An 18,029-nucleotide genomic window follows, 5' to 3' on the forward strand; every position below is an offset into this window, starting at 1 on the left:
CTCCTCGGCACAGGTTTGCTTTGCGGCTCAACGGGTCAAAGGGTTTGGCCGAGCATCGTGCCCCCGGTGGCGTCGATCCAGGCGCCGGTGATCCAGCGCCCTTCCGGGGCCGCGAGAAAGGCCACCACCTCGGAGATGTCTTCGGGCTCGCCGAGCCGGCCGAAGGCCGAAAGGCCGGACAGTGCCGCACGCAGGGCCGGATCGGCCCGGAACAGGTCCCCGGTGTCGACGACGCCGGGGGCTACGGTGTTGACGGTGATGCCCCGCGAACCCAGGTGCCGCGCGAAGTGCAGGGTGATCATTTCGAGCGCGGCCTTGGTCATCGCGTGCGCCACCTCCGGCGGGTTCGCGAACCGGGTGAGGCCGGTGGAGATGTTGATGATGCGCCCGCCGCCGGGCATCATCGGCAACGCCCGCAGCACGAGGAAGAGCGGGGCCTTTGCGTTCACCGCCATGAGCCGGTCGAAATGCTCGGGCGTGAGGTCCTCGGGCACAACGGTGCCGAGAACGGCCGCGTTGTTCACCAGGATGTCGAGCTCGACCCGGTCGGAGTGTTCCTTCAGCCCCACCCGCAACCCCTCGAACAGCGTCTCGACGTCGCCCGGCACACCCAGTTCGGCGAGCACGGGGAAGGCCCGCCCACCCGCCTCCTCGATGGCGCGCACGGTCTCGCCCACCCCTTCGGTGTCGGTCCCGGAATGCACCGCCACCACCGCTCCGGCCAGCGCGAGCCGCACCGCCGTGGCTTTCCCGATTCCCCGGCTCGAACCGGTCACCAGCGCGGTCTTGTTCCGCAGGCCACTCACGACGCTCTCCCCTCGGCGCCGAACCAGCGGCGCAGTGCGCTCTCGACCTCGGTCCCGTCGCCCGCGACCCAGACGACGTGGCCGTCCGGCCGCACGAGCACGGCTTCGATGCCCCACAGCGGTCCCTCCGGCACCGGTTCGGCGGTCACGGCGTCCACCCGTCCGGCCCAAGGCGCGGCTCTGCCCGCCCAGGCCGCCGAGCCGGTGAGGTCGAGCAGCACCCCTCGGGCGGAACGGAGCAGGGGCGCGGATCCGGGCCGGGTCCCCTCGGGCGGAATCCGGTAGCCCAGCAGCGGATGCACACCGGGCCCGACGTCGTAGTAGATGCCTACCCCGCTGACCGTGGCGGCCACCGACGCGCGTACCTCGTCGTACTCGAGCAGTTCGGCGAGCAGTCCGCGGACCGGCTCGACCTCGCCTCCGCCGAGCAGGACCAGCGCCTGCGCCCGGATGTTCGCCAACACGCGTGCACCGACCTCGTGGCGTTCGGCGTGATACGAGTCGAGCACCCCCTCCGGAGCCCAGCCCGCCACCGCGGCAGCCAGCTTCCAGCCGAGGTTGACAGCATCCTGAAGCCCCAGGTTCAGTGCCTGACCGCCCACCGGCATCTGCGCGTGCGCGGCGTCACCGGCCAGGAAGATCCGGCCGAACCGGTAGCGGGCGGCCTGCCGGCTGGTGTTGTCGAAGGCGTTGACCCACAACGGGGTGCCGCCAACGATGTCTTCGCCGGTTACCCGCCGCCAGGCCTGTGCGACCTCGCCGAACTCCGGCTCGCCGCCGCGCTTCCCGACCGGCCGGCCGAACTCGTGAACCATGACGCGGGTGACGCCGTCCGGCCGACGGCCCGCCACCGCCAGCCCTGCCGGGAACCGTTCGAAGCGCCGGTCGGGGATCTCGATCCCGGCGACATCGGCGCGCAGCATCTCCTTGTCCGCCATCTCGCCGGAGAAGGCGAACCCGGCCAGGCTGCCGACCGTGCTCTGTTCCCCGTCACAACCGACGAGGTACGTCGCGCGCAGGTCGGCCGGGCCGTCCGGGGTGGCCAGCTCCACCTCGACGTGGTCGTTGTGTTGGGTGAGGCCGGTCAGCTCGTGACCGCGGCGCAGGTCCGCGCCCAGGTCACGGGCCCACTCCGCCAGCACTGCCTCGGTGCGAGTCTGCGGCACCTTCCACTGGCCCGGGTACGAGCTGGGTACCCCGGCGAGGCTCATCCGGATGCCGCCGAAGTGCCCCGCCGGGTCGTTCGGCGGGGTCCCAAGCCGCTCCAGCAGGCCGCGCTGGTCAAACACCTCCATGGTGCGCGCGTGCAGGGTGGAGGCACGGGACTCGGTCGTGGGCTCGGCGAGCCGATCGACGACCACGACCTCGGCCCCGCCGAGCCGCAACTCGCCGGCGAGCAGCAGCCCGACGGGCCCGGCGCCGGCGATGACGACCCGGGCGTTCATTCAGCGCTCACCCTCGGCATAGGCCTTCGCCTTCCCGAGCGTGGCCAGGCTGTTGGTGCCGAGCGCGTTCCGCACGAACTTCTTGGCCTCCTCGACGCCCGCTTCCGGCCCGAGGACCGCCGCGATGTTCTCGGGGGCGACCACCACGGTGTGCTGCGAAACGGCGGTGACGCCCTGGTCGGTCTCCCAGAACCGCCAGTACCCGGTGTGCAGGCTCATCAGCGCGGGCAGCGTGATCTGCTTGTAGACGATCTCGCGGTGCGGGAAGCACACCCGGACGGACTTGGTCGTGTGGGTCGAGCCGTCCTTGGTGCGGGTGTCCATCTCCAGCGTCTGCAGGCCCGGCGTCTCCTCGGTGAGATTCACCCGGGCGACGTGCGGCAGACGCTCCCGCCAGAGCTGTGCCTCGTTGAGGAAGTCGAAGACGTCCTCGACCGACCCGTCGATCCGCACGGAGTCCTCGAACGACACCCCCAGCACCGCACCGGCACCGGTCGCGTGTTCGACGTTGGCCTTCAGCGCGGCCAGTTCGGACCGGCTGTTGCGGTCGACGGCCTCGTCGATCCAGGCCAGGCTGTCAGGATCGTCGTCCACCGCCCGGTAGTCGTGCAACAGCCGGATCTTCGCCACCTCCGGCTCCAGCGGCTCGAGGATCCAGGTGCCGCCCATCAAGGCCACCGGCGGCGCGGACACCTCCTGCCGGAACTCGATTTTCAGCGCCTCGGGATCCAGGACCCGGCGCGACGTCCAGTTCTTCGGCTTGCCGTTGGCGGTGGCCCAGATCCTGATCCGCTCCTCAGTTCCGTTGTGCTCCAGCCGGTCGACGTGGATGGTCGGCGGGAAGATCCGCGGCCAGTTCCGCACCTCCGCGATCAGCCGGTACACCTCGGCGGCCGGGGCGTTCACGGTGATCTCGTGCGCCACCTCGCGGCGTTCCTTCGCCATGTGCTCGCTCCCTCGAGAGAAGTCAGAAGTTGCCGAGGCCACCGCAGACGTTGATCGCCTGCGCGGTGACGGAGGCGGCCGTGTCGGACGCCAGGTAGCCGACCATCCCGGCCACCTCTTCCGCGGTGGAGTAGCGGCCCAGCGGGATCTTCGCCCGGAACTTCTCCAGGATCGCCTCTTCCGTGGTCTGGAACGCCGATGCGTATCCCTTCCGGACCCGTTGCGCCATCGAGGTTTCGACGTAGCCGGGGCACACCGCGTTCACGGTGATCCCGGTCGGCGCCAGCTCGTTCCCCAGCGCCTTGGTGAACCCCACCACGCCGTGCTTGGACGCCGAGTAGGGAGCGCCCAGGACCACACCCTGTTTGCCCGCCGTCGAGGCGATGTTGATGATCCGTCCCCAGTCCTTGTGGCGCATGCCGCCGATGTTCAGCACCGCCCGGGTCATCCGGAAGACGCTGGTGAGGTTGGTGTTCAGGACGTCGAGCCAGAGTTCGTCGTCGAGGTCGGCAGTCACGCCGCCGCCGTTGCGCCCAGCGTTGTTGACCAGCACGTCGATCGGGCCGAAGGACTCGGCCGCGGCGCGCACGAAGGCCGTGATCTCCTCGGCCGAGGAGACGTCGCAGCTCGCGCCGCCGACCTCCAGGTCCTCGTTCCGCAGTTGCTTGACGGTCAGCTCGATGGCGTCGGCGTCCCGGGCGCACAGGAACACCTTGTGTCCCTGTGCGCCGAGAATCCTCGTGACGGCGAGCCCGATCCCGCGGGTGGCCCCGGTGACCAGAGCCACCCGCTTTTCCTCGTTCGGCATGGTTGCTCCAATGTCGGTGTTCGGTGATGGGCCGCCGCCGTGCCCGCTGGGGCCGTCGGGCACGGCGGCGGCACCCGGCAGGACGGCTCAGGCCACGCGCGCGGACAGCTGCTCGTTGATCAGAACGAGCAGCGCACGCGGGGTTTCCGCGTCGGCGAGGACTGATTCGTCGAGTTTGATGGCGTATTCCCGCTCGATCCGGCTCGCGGTCTCCATCAGGGCGAGCGAGTCGTAGCCGAGGTCCTCGAAGGTGGTGTCCAGGGCATCGGCGTCGAGGCCGGTGGCTTCGTCGTCGGCGCCGGCCGCCTCGCTGAGGATGCGCCGGAGGTCGTCAACGGACAGCACGTGCTCAGCCATGATCAGTTGTTCCTTTCTCGAGTGTCCAATGAGGACTGAGTGGGCCGAGGGCACATCCGGCCGCGCGGACGACGACGGCGGAGTTGAAGCCGCCGTGTCCCCGCGCGAGCACGACCGCCGCGCGGACCGGCGACGGCCTCGGCGTCCCGGTCACGAGGTCGAGCTCGTATTCCGGGGCGAGGGTGACGTTCGTGGTCGGCGGGATCACCGAATCCCGGATCGACAGCAATGCCGTGGCCACGTCCAGCGCCGCGGCCCCGGCACTGAGCCGCCCGGTCATCGTCTTGGGCGCGGTGACCGCGACCCCGCGCGGGCCGAACACCTCGGTGATCGCGTCGGCCTCGATGCGGTCGAGCTCCGGGACGGCTGCCGCGTCGGCGAAGACGACGTCGACGTCCGTGGCGGCCATGCCCGCGTCCGCGAGCGCGAGGGTGATGGCCCGCGCCAGCGCCGGTGGCCGACCACTGCCGGGCCGCGGGTCGAAGCTCGCCCCGTAGCCCGCGATCTCGCCGTAGATCCGCGCGCCGCGCTCCCGCGCGCTGCCCGCGTCCTCGAGGATGAGCAGCGCCCCGCCCTCGCCTGCTACATGCCCGGCGGCCCCGGGGTCGAAGGGCAGGTACGCCCGGTCCGGATCGTCGCTGGTGCTCAGCCGGTCGCTCGCCAGGTGCGCTACCCACCCCCACGAACAGAGCGAAGAGTCGACCGCACCCGAAAGGACCAGCCGCGTTCCCTTGCGGATCTGCCGCCGGGCCTGCCCGATTGCGTCGAGCGAACCCGCCTGGTCGGAGATCAGCACCCCGCTCGGCCCACGCATCCCGTTGCGGATCGAGAGCTGACCGCTGTTCACCGCGTAGAACCAGGCGAAGGACTGGTATGCGGAGACGTACTGGCCACCTTTGCGCCACATGTTGCGCAACTCGCGCTCGCCGAACTCGTAGCCGCCCGCCGAGCTCGCCGTGATCACTCCCATGTCGAAGGACGGCGGTTCCGCCGGGACCACGCCGGCGTCGGCGAGGGCCCAGTCCCCCACCACGAGGGCGAGCCTGGTCATGTGATCGGTCTGCGGCAGCATCCGCCCGGAGAGGTGGTCCCCGGCCACGAAGCCCGGCACCTCGCCTGCCAGCACCGCCGGATAGCCGGCCGGATCGAAGCGGGTGAGGCGCCCGATGCCGTTCCGACCCACGCAGGTCGCCGCCCAGAAGTCGTCGGCGCCGAGGCCGTTCGGAGCCGCGACGCCGATCCCGGTCACCACCGTTGCCGTGCTCATGCGGCGCTCGGATCACCGCGGCGCAACACCATCGCGCTCTGGAATCCGCCGAATCCGCTGCCCACGGTCAGCACGCCGTCGGTCCGCCACTCCCGAGAGGTCAGCGGCACGTAGTCCAGATCGCACTCCGGGTCGGGCACGTGCAGGTTGGCGGTCGGCGGGACGACATCGTGCTCGATCGCCAGCGCGCAGGCGGCGATCTCGATCGAGCCGATCGCGCCCAGCGAGTGGCCGACCATCGACTTGATGGAACTCACTGGGACGCGGTAGGCGCGGTCACCGAGGCTGTTCTTGAAGGCCGCCGTCTCGTGCCGGTCGTTCTGCTTCGTCCCGGAGCCGTGCGCGTTGACGTAGTCGATGTCCTTGGGGCTCACTTGGGCCTCGTCCATGGCGACCCTGATCGCCTCGGTCATCTCCTTGCCGTCGGCCCGCAACCCGGTCATGTGGTAGGCGTTGGACCGCGTCGCGTATCCGCCGATCTCGGCGTAGATGTGTGCCCCGCGCCGCATCGCGCTTTCCCGCTCTTCCAGGACCAGCACCGCCGCGCCCTCACCGAGCACGAACCCGTTGCGGGTGCCGTCGAAGGGCCGGGAGGCGTGCTCGGCGTCGTCGTTGCGCGGGGTGGTCGCCTTGATCGCGTCGAAGCAGGCCACCGTGATCGGCGAGATCGGCGCGTCGGTGCCTCCGGTGATCATCACGTCGGTGGCGCCCTCCCGGATCAGCTCGCAGGCGTACCCGACCGAGTCCAGGCCCGAGGTGCAGCCGGTCGACATCACCGTCGCCGGGCCTTCGGCCCCCACCGACCATGCCACCTCAGCCGCGAAGGAGCTCGGCACGAAGTAGTCGTAGAGGTGGGACACGGTGTAGCTGTGGTCCACCAGCTCCAGCCGGCCGCCGTCACTGACCACCCGGTACTCGTTCTCCAGGCCCATCGTGGCGCCGACCGCGCTGCCGATCGCCACCCCGAGCCGGGCCGGGTCCAGTTGCCCGAGTTCCAGGCCGCTGTCGGCCACGGCCTCCCCGGTCGCGACCACCGCGAACTGCGCGGCCCGGTCCATCCGCCGGATCTCCTGCGGGCTCAACCCGTGCGACTCCGGGTCGAAGTCGACCTCGGCCGCCACGCGCGAGCGGAAGGGAGAGGCGTCGAAGAACGTCAGGGCCCTGGTCGCGGTGCGCCCATCGATGAGCATGCTCCAGAAGTTCTTGGCGCCGACCCCACCCGGTGCCAGTACTCCGATTCCCGTGATAACTACTCGACGCCGCATCGGACGTCACCTCCGATCAACGAATGCGGCACGGCTACGCCGTCCAGTGGTAGAAGCGGGTGGCCATCGCGTCGGCCGGCGAGCGCCACGTCGCCGGGTCGTAGGGGTCGATGAAGACCCGCAGGTCCTCGCTGATCCTGACGAACCGGGGATCGGTCCTGGCCTCTTCGATCGCCTCGGTGCCGTTGTCGGCGTCGAAGTCCTGCAGGTGGAAATAGAGGCCCTGGTAGGAAAAGAGCTGGCGGCGCCGGGTCCCCATCCGGTGCGGCATGTCCGTGCCGTCGAACTCGCCGAACAGCTTGGCGACGTCTTCGCTCGACTCCGGCCGCAACCGGGCAACGATCAACGTGCTGAACAATTTTGACTTCCCCTCGGTGAAATGGACTGCTCGGCAAGCTTTTCCAGGCCTGCCAGCCAGACCGGCCACGCGGCCTTGCCCTCGGTCGGGAGCAGGCCGAACACCTCGCTGCGGCGGGCCCGCACCGACGGGTGCCGGCGGGCGATTACGGACAGCAGGTTGCCCGGACCAGCCTCGACCATCGTGAACTCGCCGTCGTCGGGCAGGCTCGAAACCGCCTCCCAGAACCGCACGGGTTCGGCCATCTGCCGGGCCCAGAACGCCGGCCTCAGGCCGTCGGCCGATTCGACCGGCCGGCCGGTCCAGGCGGAGGTGATCGGGATCCGCGGCGGCCGCAGCCGCTCGGCCGCTACGGCCTGCTCGAACACGTCCGCGGCCGCGTTCAGCACCGGCGAGTGGAACGGCTGGGCGGAGCGCACCCGGCGACTGGTCAGGCCTGCCGTCCACAATGCCTCCTCGACCAGCGACAGCTCCGGCTCGGGACCGGTCAGGATGGTCTGTGCCGGAGCGTTGACGGCCCCGACCACCAGACCCTTCGCCGCCCACACCGGGTCCACGACGGCCTCGACGGTCGCCGGAGCGGCGGCGACCGCGAGCATCCCGCCGGCCGGCGCGCCGGCCAGCACCCTCGACCGGGCGGCCAGGATTCGGCCGGCCGCCGGCAGGTCGAACACCCCGGCCAGCGCGGCGGCCGCGAGTTCTCCGACGCTGTGCCCGATCAGCCGCACCGGCTGCAGTCCTCGGCTGTGTAGCACCGTGCCGATCGCGTAGCCGATGATGAACAGCAGCGGCTGCGCCCGGGTTCCGTCGTCGATCGGAACGCCGGGCGTGTCGCTGAGCCAGTCGTTTCGCACCAGCTTTCCCTCGGGCCCCATGGCGGCGAAGAACTCGTCGGCCACCGTCGCGAAGACCGGCTCCCGCTCGTAGAGCTCCACAGCCATTCCCTGGTACTGCGAACCCTGGCCGGGCAGCAACAGGACGAGCCCGCGTCCGGTCATGATCGGCTCACCTCAGCCCAGTCCGGCTGCTCAAGGATTTCGACGACCGCACCCGACCAGCTGAAGCCGGCGCCGACCCCGACCAGAAGACAACGGCTTCCCGGGCCGGCGGCCCCTGTCCGGACCAAGTACTCCAGCCCGGCGAACTGGTCACCCGCGCCGAGGTGCCCGACCGTGCGGCTCCACTGCCAGGTGGTCCGCCCGGGGGCGATGCCGAGCTTGCTGAAGTACCCCGCCGACAGCCGTTTGCGCCCCAGGTGGGGCAGCACGAACCAGTCGATGTCGGTGAGCTCGACGTCCGTGTCGGCCAGCGCCTGCTCGATCGCGTCGCGCTGCCCGCAGGTCGCCTGGGAGACTACGAAGGACCGTCCGGCCTCGGCGAGGAATGCGTCCTTGTACGCGTCCATCTCCACGACCTTCCGATAGCTGAACGGGGCCGGGCCGAAGGGTTCGTCACCCCGGTGCATGCCCTCCAGCTCCGACCGGCCGACCGTCGCCACGCTGCGGAGCCTGGCGAAGCCACCGGCCCGGGACAGCACGAGGGCAGTACCGCCGTCGGCGTACAGCGTCCCGGTGTCGCTGTGCCACCGGTCGAACCCGGGCGGGCAGAACCGGTCACCGGAGGTGAGCAGCGCCGTGCCCCGGCCGGGTCGCGCCAGGAGGTAGGACGCGGCGAGCTCCAGCGAGACCATCCCGCCGTTGGACACCTGGCCGATCTGGATCGCCGGGCAGGCATTGCCCACGGCGACCCGGTGCACGTACGAGGCGGGAGCCCACAGATCCTGACCCTGGTAGTAGAAGCTGGCGTGCAGCACCAGGTCCACCTCGGCCGGGTCGCAGGCGGCCCGCTCCAGGGCGATCCGGGCCGCCCTGGCCGCCATCTCCGGGCCTGGCACCTCGTCCGCGATGGTCACCGAAGCCATGTCCAGAGCGGCGGCGAGCGCCGGCTCGCAAAGCCCTTCGGCAATCGCGTCGGCGACGCTCACCACCGGCGGCAGCCAGGTGCCGCAGCCCGCCACGAACACGTCGTCGAACCTCATCGGACGGCCCGGTCACTCGGCTTTGAGCGCGCTGACGGGACAGATCCGCACGGCGTCGGCCGCCTGGCGATCCCGTCCTTCGGGCACAGTGCCGTCGAAGAGCAGCACGAGCTCGCCGCCGTCGTCGATTTCGAAGAGGTCCGGCGCGGCGTCCTCGCACAAGCCGTGGCCCTCGCACCGGTTGCGATCGACAAGCACCTTCATCGGTCTTCTCCTCCTCGGTTGGTGAGTACTTCGTTTTTCAGCCCGCGGTCAGGCCGCGGTCAGGCCGCGAGGGTCGCGGGCAGCGTGGCGATCGCGCGGATGGTGTTGTGCACCCGGTAGGTGGGCTCGCCCACCTCGATCGTCGACACCTTGTCGGCCAGCGAGGTCAGCAGCGCGTGGCCCTCCAGCCGGGCGAGGCCCTGGCCGACACAGCCGTGGATGCCGTGGCCGAACCCGACGTGGCTGCCGGCGTTGGCCCGCCGCACATCGAAGGTGTCGGGCGAGTCCCAGTGCCGCTCGTCCCGGTTGGCCGAGCCGTAGAGCATGAGGGCCCGCGAACCGGCCGGGATCGTCGTCCCGCCCAGCTCGCGGTCCTGCGTCAGGAGCCGGGAGAGCCCGCGGATCGGCGCGTCGTAGCGGATCACTTCGTTGAGCGCGTTGGGGATCAGCGACCGGTCCTCCCTGATGGCCCGCCACTGATCGGGGTGCCTGCCCAGCAGCAGCATGGCGCTGGAGAGAGCCGAGACCGTGGTGTCCAGGGACGGGACGAGGTAGTCACCGATCATCGCGGGCAGCAGGTCCTTGCTGAGGGTGCCCGCCTCGGCCGCCGCCACGAGGTCCGCGCCCCAGCTCCCGGGACGCAGCCGGCCGGGAACAACCATCTCGGCCATGAACGCCCACATACCCCGCAGGGTCGGGATGTCGGCTTGGGCGCGTTCGTTCATCGGGCCGAGCGCGTTGAACCCGGCCGAGGCCCAGGCCAGGAAGTCGTCCCGGCCTTCGTCGGGCCATCCCAGCAGGTCTGGGACGACCGACAGCGGGAACAGCTGGGCGAAGTCCACGACGACGTCGAAGCCGCCGCGCTCGAGCAGCCGGTCGATGAGCTCGTCGGCCAGCCGCTGGAACAGCTCCCGGTGCCGGCGCAGAGCCTTCGGGGTCAGCGGAACACCCATGATGCCGCGCAGGTGGTCGTGGTACGGCGGATCGCTGACCAGGGCGCTGCCCTTCATCTTCTGGTTCAGCGGCTCGTTCAGCGCGACACCTGAGCCGGACGAAAACCTTTCGTGGTCGTGCAGGGCGTCGTAGACATCCTGGTACCTGGCGACCGCGTAGACCTGGTACTGCTCCATCCAGACCGCGGGGCCGATGTCCCTGAGTTTCCGGTACGCCTCGTAGGGCGCGATGATCGGCTCTTCGGCATAGAGGTCGATGTCGGTGCTGGGGATGACGGTCGTCACAGCGGAAGGCCCTTCTCATCGGTGGGATCTCAGGTCGGGAGTGGGGCGCCGAACCACCGCTCCAGTGCGTCGGTGAGCCTGCCGGCGGCTCCCGGTGCCGCCCATGCCACATGGCCGTCGGGGCGCACCAGGAGCGCGTCGGTATCCGCGAGCCCGCTGCCGGCGTCGATCGCGTACGGCGTCGCGGTCACCGGATCCACCCGGTCGGCCCAGCCCGCCGCGGCAGTCCGCAGCCCGCCGTCGTCGCCGAAGTCCAGGAGGACGCCACGGCCCGGGTGCAGAAGTTCGAAAGCGCGGATCTTTTCGGAGTCGCGCACCAGGTCGTGGTCAGGAAGCCGCCGGCCGAGCAGAGGGTGGTCCCCGTCGCCGACGTCGTAACGCAGGTCCAGGCCACTCACCATGCCCGCGAGGTGGCGGCCGACGACGTCGAGCCGCATCAGCTCCGCCATGACCTCGCGAAGCGGCTCGACCTCACTGCCGCTCAGGTAGAGCAGTCCCTGCGCGAGCGTGTTGCGCAGCAGCCGGACGCCGGCCGGGTGCCGCTCGGCATGGTAGGTGTCCAGCAGGCCGGCGGGTGCCCGGCTCAGGACCTGTGCGGCGAGCTTCCAGCCGAGGTTCACCGCGTCCTGGACGCCGAAGCTGAGCCCTTGGCCGCCGGCCGGCAGGTGGGTGTGTGCGGCGTCCCCGGCCAGCAGGACCCGCCCGCGGCGATACTCGGTGGCCTGCCGGGTTGCGTCGCCGAACGCGCTCACCCACACCGGACTGCCGTGCCGGATGTCCTCGCCGGTGATCCGCTGCCAGGCCGCAGCCACCTCGTCGAAGCCGGGCGGCTCGGTGCGCCGACGGGGCGGAGTACCGCTCTCGCAGACGATGATGCGGTCGACGCCGTCCCCGGTCGGTGCCGCCATGACCATGCCGCCGGGCAGCTTTTCCCCGATCGGACGCGGGCGCAAGGCACAACCGGCGACATCGGCCAGGAACATCTCCCGGGTCGCGTCGGTTCCGGGGAACTCGAAATTCGCCAGTTTGCGTACGGAACTGCGGCCACCGTCACAGCCGACCACATATTCGGCACGAAGCCGGACCGGCCCCTCAGGGCTTCGGACCTCGATTTCGACGCCGCCGTCCCTGGCGTGCAGCCCGACGAGCTCCCGGTTCCTGAGAACCCGTGCTCCGAGCTCCTCGACCCAGGCCGCGAGAACGGCTTCCGTCCGTGCCTGAACAATGCCCCGGGCACCGAAATGGGCTCCCTCCAGCACTGTGTAGTCGAGCGGTATTCCCCCGAAATGGCCACGGGGATTGACCTCGATGTCGCCGAACCTCGGCAGCAGCCCGCGTTGGTTGAAGACTTCGAGGGTCCGCGCGGTGAAACCCAGGCCACGGGACTCGCCGGTCGGCTCCGAAAGGCGTTCGACGACGAGGACGTCGATTCCGGCGAGGCGCAGCTCACCGGCGAGCATGAGGCCGACGGGACCCGCGCCTACGACAATCACGGCAGCGTCCATCTGAGTCTCCTAGGTGAATGGGAAAGGGAGAAGAAAAGGACGCGACCGGGTCTCGGTCACTGCGTCCTGGCCGCCTGCCAGCTGTGTGCGACGACGAATTCGGAACTTCGTACCGGACCGCTCCACGAAGCCTTCCTCGGAAGTCCGGGAGGCTCCGACGCGGACGCGGCCCGGGCGCGGCACAGCAAAGCGACCACGAGCGCCGCCAGCACTTCGGCTTCGAGCCCGGCAATGCGCGTTCCGGATTCGATCCCCCGAAGCGAACTTTCTTTCACTGCGGGGGATTCCCGTGCTTGCGGGCGGGCAGCGCGGCGTGTTTCGCCCGCAGCATCGCCAGGCAGCCGACCAGCGCCGACCGGGTGTCGCGCGGGTCGATCACGTCGTCGACCAGTCCTCGCTCGGCGGCGTAGTACGGGTGCATCAGCTCGCTGCGGTATTCGCCGATCTTCTGCCGGCGCACCTTTTCGGGGTCTTCGGCGGCGGCGATCTCCCGGCGGAAGATGACGTTGGCCGCGCCCTCCGCGCCCATCACCGCGATCTCGTTGGTCGGCCAGGCCAGGGAGACGTCGGTGCCGATCGACCGCGAGTCCATCACGATGTAGGCGCCGCCGTAGGACTTGCGGAGGATCACCTGGATCCGCGGCACCGTGGCGGTGCAGTAGGCGTAGAGCAGCTTGGCGCCATGCCTGATGATCCCGTTGTGCTCCTGGTCCACGCCGGGCAGGAACCCCGGCACGTCCACGAAGGTCACCAGCGGGATGTTGAAGGCGTCGCAGAGCTGCACGAACCGGGCGGCCTTCTCGCTGGCGTGGATGTCCAGCACACCGGCCAGCAGCGACGGCTGGTTCGCCACGACCCCCACCGGGTGCCCGTCGAGCCGACCGAACACGCAGACGACGTTGGCCGCCCAGCTCTCGTGCACCTCGAGGAAGCCACCGTCGTCGAGCACCTCCCCGATCACCTCGCGAATGTCGTACGAGCGGCTCGGGTCGACCGGCACCAGGTCCATCAGCGCGTCGACACGCCGGTCGGCCGGGTCGCCAGACCGCTGGACGGGCGGCAGTTCGCGGTTGTTCGACGGCAGCAGGGCGAGCAGGTGCCGCACGTCCTGTAGGCAGGAAACCTCATCGTCGTAGGCGAAATGGGCGACGCCGGAGCGGCTCGCGTGAACGTCGGCGCCGCCGAGCCCGTTCATCGAAACCTGCTCGCCGGTGACGGCCTGCACCACGTCGGGGCCGGTGACGAACATCTGGGAGATGCCCCTGACCATGAACACGAAGTCGGTCAGGGCCGGCGAGTACGCCGCGCCGCCCGCGCACGGGCCGAGGACCACGCTGATCTGCGGGATCACTCCGGAGCAGCGGGCGTTGCGCTGGAAGATCCCGCCGTAGGCGGCCAGCGCGGTGACCCCCTCCTGGATCCGGGCGCCGGCCCCGTCGTTGAGGCTGACGATCGGAGCACCGGCGGCTTCCGCCATGTCCATCAGTTTGTGGATCTTCGCGGCGTGGGCCTCGCCGAGTGCCCCGCCGAAGATCCGGAAGTCGTGTGCGTAGACGAAAACCGTGCGGCCGTGCACGGTGCCCCAGCCGGTCACCACGCCGTCGGAGTGCGGCCGGCGCCGGTCCAGTCCGAAGGCGGTCGCGCGGTGCCGCCGCAGCGCCTCGATCTCGGTGAACGAACCGGGGTCGAGCAGCAGCTCGATCCGTTCGTGGGCGATCAGTTTGCCCTTGTCGTGCTGCCGTTGGGTAGCCTGGGGATCCGGGCCCAACCGGGCCGAGGTCTTGATCGCGGCGAGCTCACCCACGGTGTCATGCAGGCTGCGCGCCGGCTCCTCAGCGAGCGCCAGATCGGAGCCGGTCTCTTCGATGATACTCACTGCGTTCCCCCATAAACTTTCCGGACGCGACACAGACCGCCGGGATTTCCAGCGGGTGCCAAGGAAACAGGCGCCAAAGGGCGCGTGGCCGCGCGCTTCACGAGTCGCGGGCGCGGCTGATAGGACCTGCCTGTGGTATCGGCCCGGGCTCCGCCCAAGCTTTCACGAGACACCGTGTAGCGGGAATTTGGACACAATCCCGCCGTCACCAAGAGCGTGACACCTGCGGCGATGGTTGTCAAGACCGAGGCGGAAGGTTGCCGCCGCACGGCAGGTTGTTCACGCTCACCACGGCAGCGCGGATGCCCGGAGAAGGCCTTGTCACACACGGTTTTCGGCGCACATCAGTGTCCTTTGAGGACCGAGTACGACAACAGGGGACTTCCGCCTGCGTAGCGGAAGTCCCCTCGGTGTGCCATGGTCCGGCCGATGTCCTTTTCAGGGACAGCCCTCGGCTGCGTAACCTGCAGACGGGGCCGGGTCCCTGGACTCGGCGTGGTCACCTTCCTCTTCCATCACCGCTTCGGTGGCGATCGCCATCAACTCGGCCAGGTCGTACTCGGCTCGCCCCGGGCTGCCGTACCGCGCGATCTTGCCGCGGCTGGCCCATTTCCGGATGGTCGATTCCTTCACCCCGGCCGCCATCGCCGCGAGCTGCGTAGGCACGGTTTGCCGGCCCCGCGCGGATTCGCGACTCATGCGCGCCCCCTCCCAGCCTTCTTTAGCTGGCTGGCCAGCGGCAGCCATTGATGGACCTTCCACACATGGCCCGACTCGCAGCGCACGTGCCCGGTCAGGGCGGTTTCCTCCCCGTGGGTGGTGGCGACGAGGGCGCTCTCGCAACCGGGCCGGACGCACTGGCCCAGCTCCAGATGAATCCCGGCACCCGGCTGGGCGGTGCGGCGGGCAAGCTTCGCCAGTGTCGTCACTTCGTCCGCGAAATCCGCGACGGCCGGGTGCGCGAACAGCCAGTCCAGGTGAAGGGTGACGAATGCGGCCAGCATTTCGGCATCACGCCGAACCGGCCTCGCGACGCCACGTTCGGCGGCGATCAGGCCGGCCCAGGAAGCCAGGATTGCGAGGATGTCCGAACGCACCGAAACCGCGGATTCGTTTAGCTGCAGGTCCGTCGCGACGCGGCCGCTCACCTTCTCCGCGAGAGCCTTGGGAGCCGTGATGAGCAGGGATTCGCAGTCGTCGTACAACCTCGGCAGTTCGGCCAGGTCGACGGCGATTCCTTCCCGGCAGTCCGAACACAGGACGACTCCGGACTGGACTCCGGACTCCCCCGGCCCGGGGTCCGAACCGCGGCTTCGGACATGAACGCGGCCTCGCACCACGCAGAAGTTGATCGACACCCTCATCACTCCTCTGATAAAGTTTCGGTGTAGCATTTTGTAGCCGGAAGGAAGTTGGATTCTCCAGATGAGCGTCCGCTTACCGGAAACCCGGATTAATCCAGGACGCCCGTAGTTTCGACACATACAGCCGACCGGATTCGCGATCTGCTGCGAGTCACGGCGTTCGCTCGCACGGCGCTCAAGATTGACGGCAACAAGACAATTCCGCCCCCACGCGGGTTAGTCCTTACTTGCGAAACTAGTTCCAGGGAAATAAACCCCCTGCCACGCGATGTCGACATCTCAGCGCACTCCACGACATCTAGGCGGGAGACTACCAGCGTCTGGAACCCCGCGCCACAACGTGAGACTCGTGGATTTCTAACGGCAAGCGGATGTAGTCAGCGCAAACTCGCGGAAGCACTGGATCGCAATTCGCACCGGGCGGCCGGTTCGGACACGAGAAGTGAACAGACAGTGCGGGTCCGACCACCCAGGGATTCGATAACCACACCTTTCGCACTGAAAATTCGGATCAAAAGGACACAACAAGGCAGTTCGGACAAAAGACGTGGCTGGACCGTCGGTCATGCACGTTCTCCGGCCGCCGTGGACCAGCGCGGGGAACGCCAGCCGCACTCGGGGCGCGTAAAGAGTGCGTCTTCGTGCAGCGAAGTGGGCATCGAAGTGGCTCTTCGAACTTGACCGGGGTCGTGTGATTGTCCATGACTGTGTGTCACGTCTAGGTGGCTGCGAAACGTGTCCACGGTGGACGGGGAGCGGTAGCGGGACGGGGATGCCGGTAGCGGTGATGTGGTGATGTGGTGATCACGGTGAAGGAACTCGTGATCAGGAAAGAGTCGCGGGCCCCGTGGATCAGGATATGGCCTCGGCCCTGTTCGGTGTGCAGGGCGTGGTGGTTGTCGAGGTGGATGTTTGAGACCGATGGCGGTGTGGCTGGTCACCGATCCCGGGTTGGCTCCGGTGTGTCCGGACTGTGGGGTGGCCTCGACTCGGGTGCATGAGTATGTCCCGACCCGGCCCCGGGATCTGCTTCGCCCCACCCCCGCGGCCGCGGGGGTGGGGCGGGTTGCGGTGGTGTGGGTCAAACGGCGATGGCGATGCGGTAATCCGGATTGCGCGTGCGACGTTCACCGAGGCGGTCCCCCAGATTCCGCCGGTGCCCGGCTGGTCGAGCGGGTTCGGGAGCAGGTCGCGCAGTTGATCGGCGAGGCGGGGATACCGGTGTGCACCGCGGCCACGCAGGTGGGCATCTCCTGGCCGAGCGCGCACCAAGCGTTGATCGACCGGGCCGATCCGGTGCTGGACACTCGGCTTGAGCCGGTGGAGGTGCTGGGCATCTGACGCGGGCCCGCCCGATCTGGCAAGATCCTCCAATAAGCTCTGACACTGTGCGAAAGCCATTTGGCGGTCTGCTACGCCAGCATGACTTCCGGCATTTGTGGATCGCCGATACGTTGAGCCAACTGGGCAACCGCATCAACGTGCTCGCTATACCGCTGCTCGCGATCACCGCGCTGAATGCGTCGAACTTCGAGGTATCCTTACTGCGTGGCCAGTGACCGGGTCCGGTTGTCCGGCGCCACCCAGGCGCGCTCGCTGCTCTTGCCAGTGGTCAGGACCCCGCCGTCCGGAAGGTAGGCGAAGTCGGTCAGATCTCACGCCGCCTGGCCGCTCGGCTGGTCGCGCAGCACGAAATCGGCCAGCGCGGCCGCCGCCTGCGGCACCGCCGCAAGCAGACCGAAGAACATCACCACGGTGCCCACCAGCGCGGGCATTGCTCTTCTCGGCGACATGGATACATGGATCCCTCTCTCGGACGCTTTCCCCACTTCGTCCGGACAAGGGACTTCGTTGCCCGTGTTATTCGACTGCGACGGGACGAGCCGAACTCAGTATGGCGCCACAATTGCGCCACACGGCGAACAGCACACAGCCGGGCACCACCGCCACCCCGAGCAGCGGCGCCTGGTTGACGATCACCATGGCGACGGCCAGCAGAACGAGGTTCACCAGCCCGAGCAGCCAGCAGCGCACCGACGCGTACAGGGCCGCCAGCAGCGTGCGCCGGGAGACGTGGGGGTTTTCCGCCAAACCGGCCATCGCGACGACACCGGAACTCAGCGCGATGAGGACCACCACGGCCAGCAGCGGCACCAACCGCGGCCCCAGTGCGGTTTTCCACAGGAAGAGCAGGTCGGTGGTGGCCACGGCGACCAGCAGCACGAATGGGAACCAGGACAGGAGCGCTCGCGTGAACAGGCGGCGGTATGCACGGAACAGTTCGATCACCGGCGGGCGCTCGTCGAGGGCGGCCCGCCGGAAATAGGCGAACACGGCGGCGAGCGAGGGACCGGTCCCGAGGCACAGCAGCCCGAAGAAGGCCGGATACCGCCAGGGCCGGTGCTCGACGGCCAGGGCCAGCAGCAGCGGCAGGTTGGTCACCGCCAGTCCGAAGTTGGCCACCAGAACCCGGTGAACGTGCGACCAGATGAGGTCCCACGAATCATGGCCGACGTTCAGCCTGAGCCGGCGGCCGTTGCCAGGTGCGCCCAT

The 18,029-nt window shown here is 69.2% G+C and carries 19 protein-coding genes; 2 read left to right on the forward strand and 17 right to left on the reverse strand.

Annotated features, from left to right (window positions below):
• Positions 1-35 precede the first annotated feature (35 nt).
• The 16 genes from VJT49_RS04740 to VJT49_RS04815 all read right to left on the reverse strand — a co-directional run bounded on the left by VJT49_RS04740 (position 36) and on the right by VJT49_RS04815 (position 15,476).
• Positions 36-806, reverse strand: a complete 771-nt coding sequence (locus VJT49_RS04740; RefSeq protein ID WP_324163443.1) for an SDR family oxidoreductase — start codon at positions 804-806, stop codon at positions 36-38.
• Positions 803-2,251, reverse strand: a complete 1,449-nt coding sequence (locus VJT49_RS04745; protein ID WP_324163444.1) for an FAD-dependent monooxygenase — start codon at positions 2,249-2,251, stop codon at positions 803-805. The genes VJT49_RS04740 and VJT49_RS04745 overlap by 4 nt, the downstream gene beginning before the upstream one ends.
• Positions 2,252-3,196 carry an aromatase/cyclase gene (locus VJT49_RS04750; protein ID WP_324163445.1) on the reverse strand — a complete coding sequence of 315 codons (945 nt, stop codon included), beginning with the start codon at positions 3,194-3,196 and terminating at the stop codon, positions 2,252-2,254.
• 22 nt (positions 3,197-3,218) lie between these two features.
• Positions 3,219-4,004: a 3-oxoacyl-ACP reductase FabG gene (gene fabG / locus VJT49_RS04755; protein ID WP_324163446.1), complete on the reverse strand. Its 786-nt coding sequence runs from the start codon at positions 4,002-4,004 to the stop codon at positions 3,219-3,221.
• A gap of 87 nt (positions 4,005-4,091) precedes the next feature.
• Positions 4,092-4,361 carry an acyl carrier protein gene (locus tag VJT49_RS04760; protein WP_324163447.1) on the reverse strand — a complete coding sequence of 90 codons (270 nt, stop codon included), beginning with the start codon at positions 4,359-4,361 and terminating at the stop codon, positions 4,092-4,094.
• Positions 4,354-5,628 carry a ketosynthase chain-length factor gene (locus VJT49_RS04765; RefSeq protein WP_324163449.1) on the reverse strand — a complete coding sequence of 425 codons (1,275 nt, stop codon included), beginning with the start codon at positions 5,626-5,628 and terminating at the stop codon, positions 4,354-4,356. Before VJT49_RS04765 ends, VJT49_RS04760 begins: the two co-directional genes overlap by 8 nt.
• Entirely contained in the window at positions 5,625-6,893 is a 1,269-nt protein-coding gene (locus VJT49_RS04770; protein WP_324163450.1) for a beta-ketoacyl-[acyl-carrier-protein] synthase family protein, read from the reverse strand. The genes VJT49_RS04765 and VJT49_RS04770 overlap by 4 nt, the downstream gene beginning before the upstream one ends.
• 34 nt (positions 6,894-6,927) lie before the next feature.
• Positions 6,928-7,251 (reverse strand): TcmI family type II polyketide cyclase, encoded by a 324-nt coding sequence (locus tag VJT49_RS04775; protein WP_324163451.1) that lies wholly within the window; start codon positions 7,249-7,251, stop codon positions 6,928-6,930.
• On the reverse strand, positions 7,236-8,249 hold the full coding sequence (locus VJT49_RS04780) for an acyltransferase domain-containing protein (protein WP_324163452.1): 1,014 nt from the start codon (positions 8,247-8,249) through the stop codon (positions 7,236-7,238). The genes VJT49_RS04775 and VJT49_RS04780 overlap by 16 nt, the downstream gene beginning before the upstream one ends.
• The gene (locus VJT49_RS04785) at positions 8,246-9,289 is read right to left on the reverse strand and encodes a ketoacyl-ACP synthase III family protein (RefSeq protein ID WP_324163453.1); all 1,044 of its coding nucleotides are present in this window, start codon (positions 9,287-9,289) and stop codon (positions 8,246-8,248) included. Before VJT49_RS04785 ends, VJT49_RS04780 begins: the two co-directional genes overlap by 4 nt.
• 12 nt (positions 9,290-9,301) lie before the next feature.
• Entirely contained in the window at positions 9,302-9,493 is a 192-nt protein-coding gene (locus VJT49_RS04790) for a ferredoxin (RefSeq protein ID WP_324163454.1), read from the reverse strand.
• Between the two features lie 59 nt (positions 9,494-9,552).
• Complete coding sequence (locus VJT49_RS04795) at positions 9,553-10,731, reverse strand: cytochrome P450 (RefSeq protein ID WP_324163455.1); 1,179 nt, start codon at positions 10,729-10,731, stop codon at positions 9,553-9,555.
• 29 nt (positions 10,732-10,760) lie between these two features.
• Positions 10,761-12,236, reverse strand: a complete 1,476-nt coding sequence (locus VJT49_RS04800; RefSeq protein WP_324163456.1) for an FAD-dependent monooxygenase — start codon at positions 12,234-12,236, stop codon at positions 10,761-10,763.
• 271 nt (positions 12,237-12,507) lie between these two features.
• On the reverse strand, positions 12,508-14,082 hold the full coding sequence (locus tag VJT49_RS04805) for an acyl-CoA carboxylase subunit beta (protein ID WP_414635822.1): 1,575 nt from the start codon (positions 14,080-14,082) through the stop codon (positions 12,508-12,510).
• 468 nt (positions 14,083-14,550) lie between these two features.
• Entirely contained in the window at positions 14,551-14,811 is a 261-nt protein-coding gene (locus VJT49_RS04810) for a hypothetical protein (RefSeq protein ID WP_324163457.1), read from the reverse strand.
• The gene (locus VJT49_RS04815) at positions 14,808-15,476 is read right to left on the reverse strand and encodes a hypothetical protein (protein ID WP_324163458.1); all 669 of its coding nucleotides are present in this window, start codon (positions 15,474-15,476) and stop codon (positions 14,808-14,810) included. The genes VJT49_RS04810 and VJT49_RS04815 overlap by 4 nt, the downstream gene beginning before the upstream one ends.
• A gap of 921 nt (positions 15,477-16,397) precedes the next feature.
• Here VJT49_RS04815 and VJT49_RS04820 point away from each other — a divergent pair.
• Complete coding sequence (locus VJT49_RS04820) at positions 16,398-16,817, forward strand: hypothetical protein (protein ID WP_324163459.1); 420 nt, start codon at positions 16,398-16,400, stop codon at positions 16,815-16,817.
• A gap of 47 nt (positions 16,818-16,864) precedes the next feature.
• Positions 16,865-17,035, forward strand: a complete 171-nt coding sequence (locus VJT49_RS04825) for a hypothetical protein (protein ID WP_324163460.1) — start codon at positions 16,865-16,867, stop codon at positions 17,033-17,035.
• 301 nt (positions 17,036-17,336) lie between these two features.
• Here VJT49_RS04825 and VJT49_RS04830 read toward each other — a convergent pair whose 3' ends face one another.
• Positions 17,337-18,029 carry a YesL family protein gene (locus VJT49_RS04830; RefSeq protein ID WP_324163461.1) on the reverse strand — a complete coding sequence of 231 codons (693 nt, stop codon included), beginning with the start codon at positions 18,027-18,029 and terminating at the stop codon, positions 17,337-17,339.

The sequence above is a fragment of the Amycolatopsis sp. genome (genome assembly GCF_035276945.1).
Classification (GTDB): Bacteria; Actinomycetota; Actinomycetes; order Mycobacteriales; family Pseudonocardiaceae; genus Amycolatopsis_E.

Coding starts and splice junctions, on each gene's coding strand:
- VJT49_RS04745 (WP_324163444.1), bottom strand. CDS start 2,251: ATGAACGCCCGGGTCGTCATCGCCGGCGCCGGGCCCGTCGGGCTGCTG.
- VJT49_RS04750 (WP_324163445.1), bottom strand. CDS start 3,196: ATGGCGAAGGAACGCCGCGAGGTGGCGCACGAGATCACCGTGAACGCC.
- fabG (WP_324163446.1), bottom strand. CDS start 4,004: ATGCCGAACGAGGAAAAGCGGGTGGCTCTGGTCACCGGGGCCACCCGC.
- VJT49_RS04760 (WP_324163447.1), bottom strand. CDS start 4,361: ATGGCTGAGCACGTGCTGTCCGTTGACGACCTCCGGCGCATCCTCAGC.
- VJT49_RS04765 (WP_324163449.1), bottom strand. CDS start 5,628: ATGAGCACGGCAACGGTGGTGACCGGGATCGGCGTCGCGGCTCCGAAC.
- VJT49_RS04770 (WP_324163450.1), bottom strand. CDS start 6,893: ATGCGGCGTCGAGTAGTTATCACGGGAATCGGAGTACTGGCACCGGGT.
- VJT49_RS04780 (WP_324163452.1), bottom strand. CDS start 8,249: ATGACCGGACGCGGGCTCGTCCTGTTGCTGCCCGGCCAGGGTTCGCAG.
- VJT49_RS04785 (WP_324163453.1), bottom strand. CDS start 9,289: ATGAGGTTCGACGACGTGTTCGTGGCGGGCTGCGGCACCTGGCTGCCG.
- VJT49_RS04790 (WP_324163454.1), bottom strand. CDS start 9,493: ATGAAGGTGCTTGTCGATCGCAACCGGTGCGAGGGCCACGGCTTGTGC.
- VJT49_RS04800 (WP_324163456.1), bottom strand. CDS start 12,236: ATGGACGCTGCCGTGATTGTCGTAGGCGCGGGTCCCGTCGGCCTCATG.
- VJT49_RS04810 (WP_324163457.1), bottom strand. CDS start 14,811: ATGAGTCGCGAATCCGCGCGGGGCCGGCAAACCGTGCCTACGCAGCTC.
- VJT49_RS04815 (WP_324163458.1), bottom strand. CDS start 15,476: ATGAGGGTGTCGATCAACTTCTGCGTGGTGCGAGGCCGCGTTCATGTC.
- VJT49_RS04820 (WP_324163459.1), top strand. CDS start 16,398: ATGGCGGTGTGGCTGGTCACCGATCCCGGGTTGGCTCCGGTGTGTCCG.
- VJT49_RS04830 (WP_324163461.1), bottom strand. CDS start 18,029: ATGGGCGCACCTGGCAACGGCCGCCGGCTCAGGCTGAACGTCGGCCAT.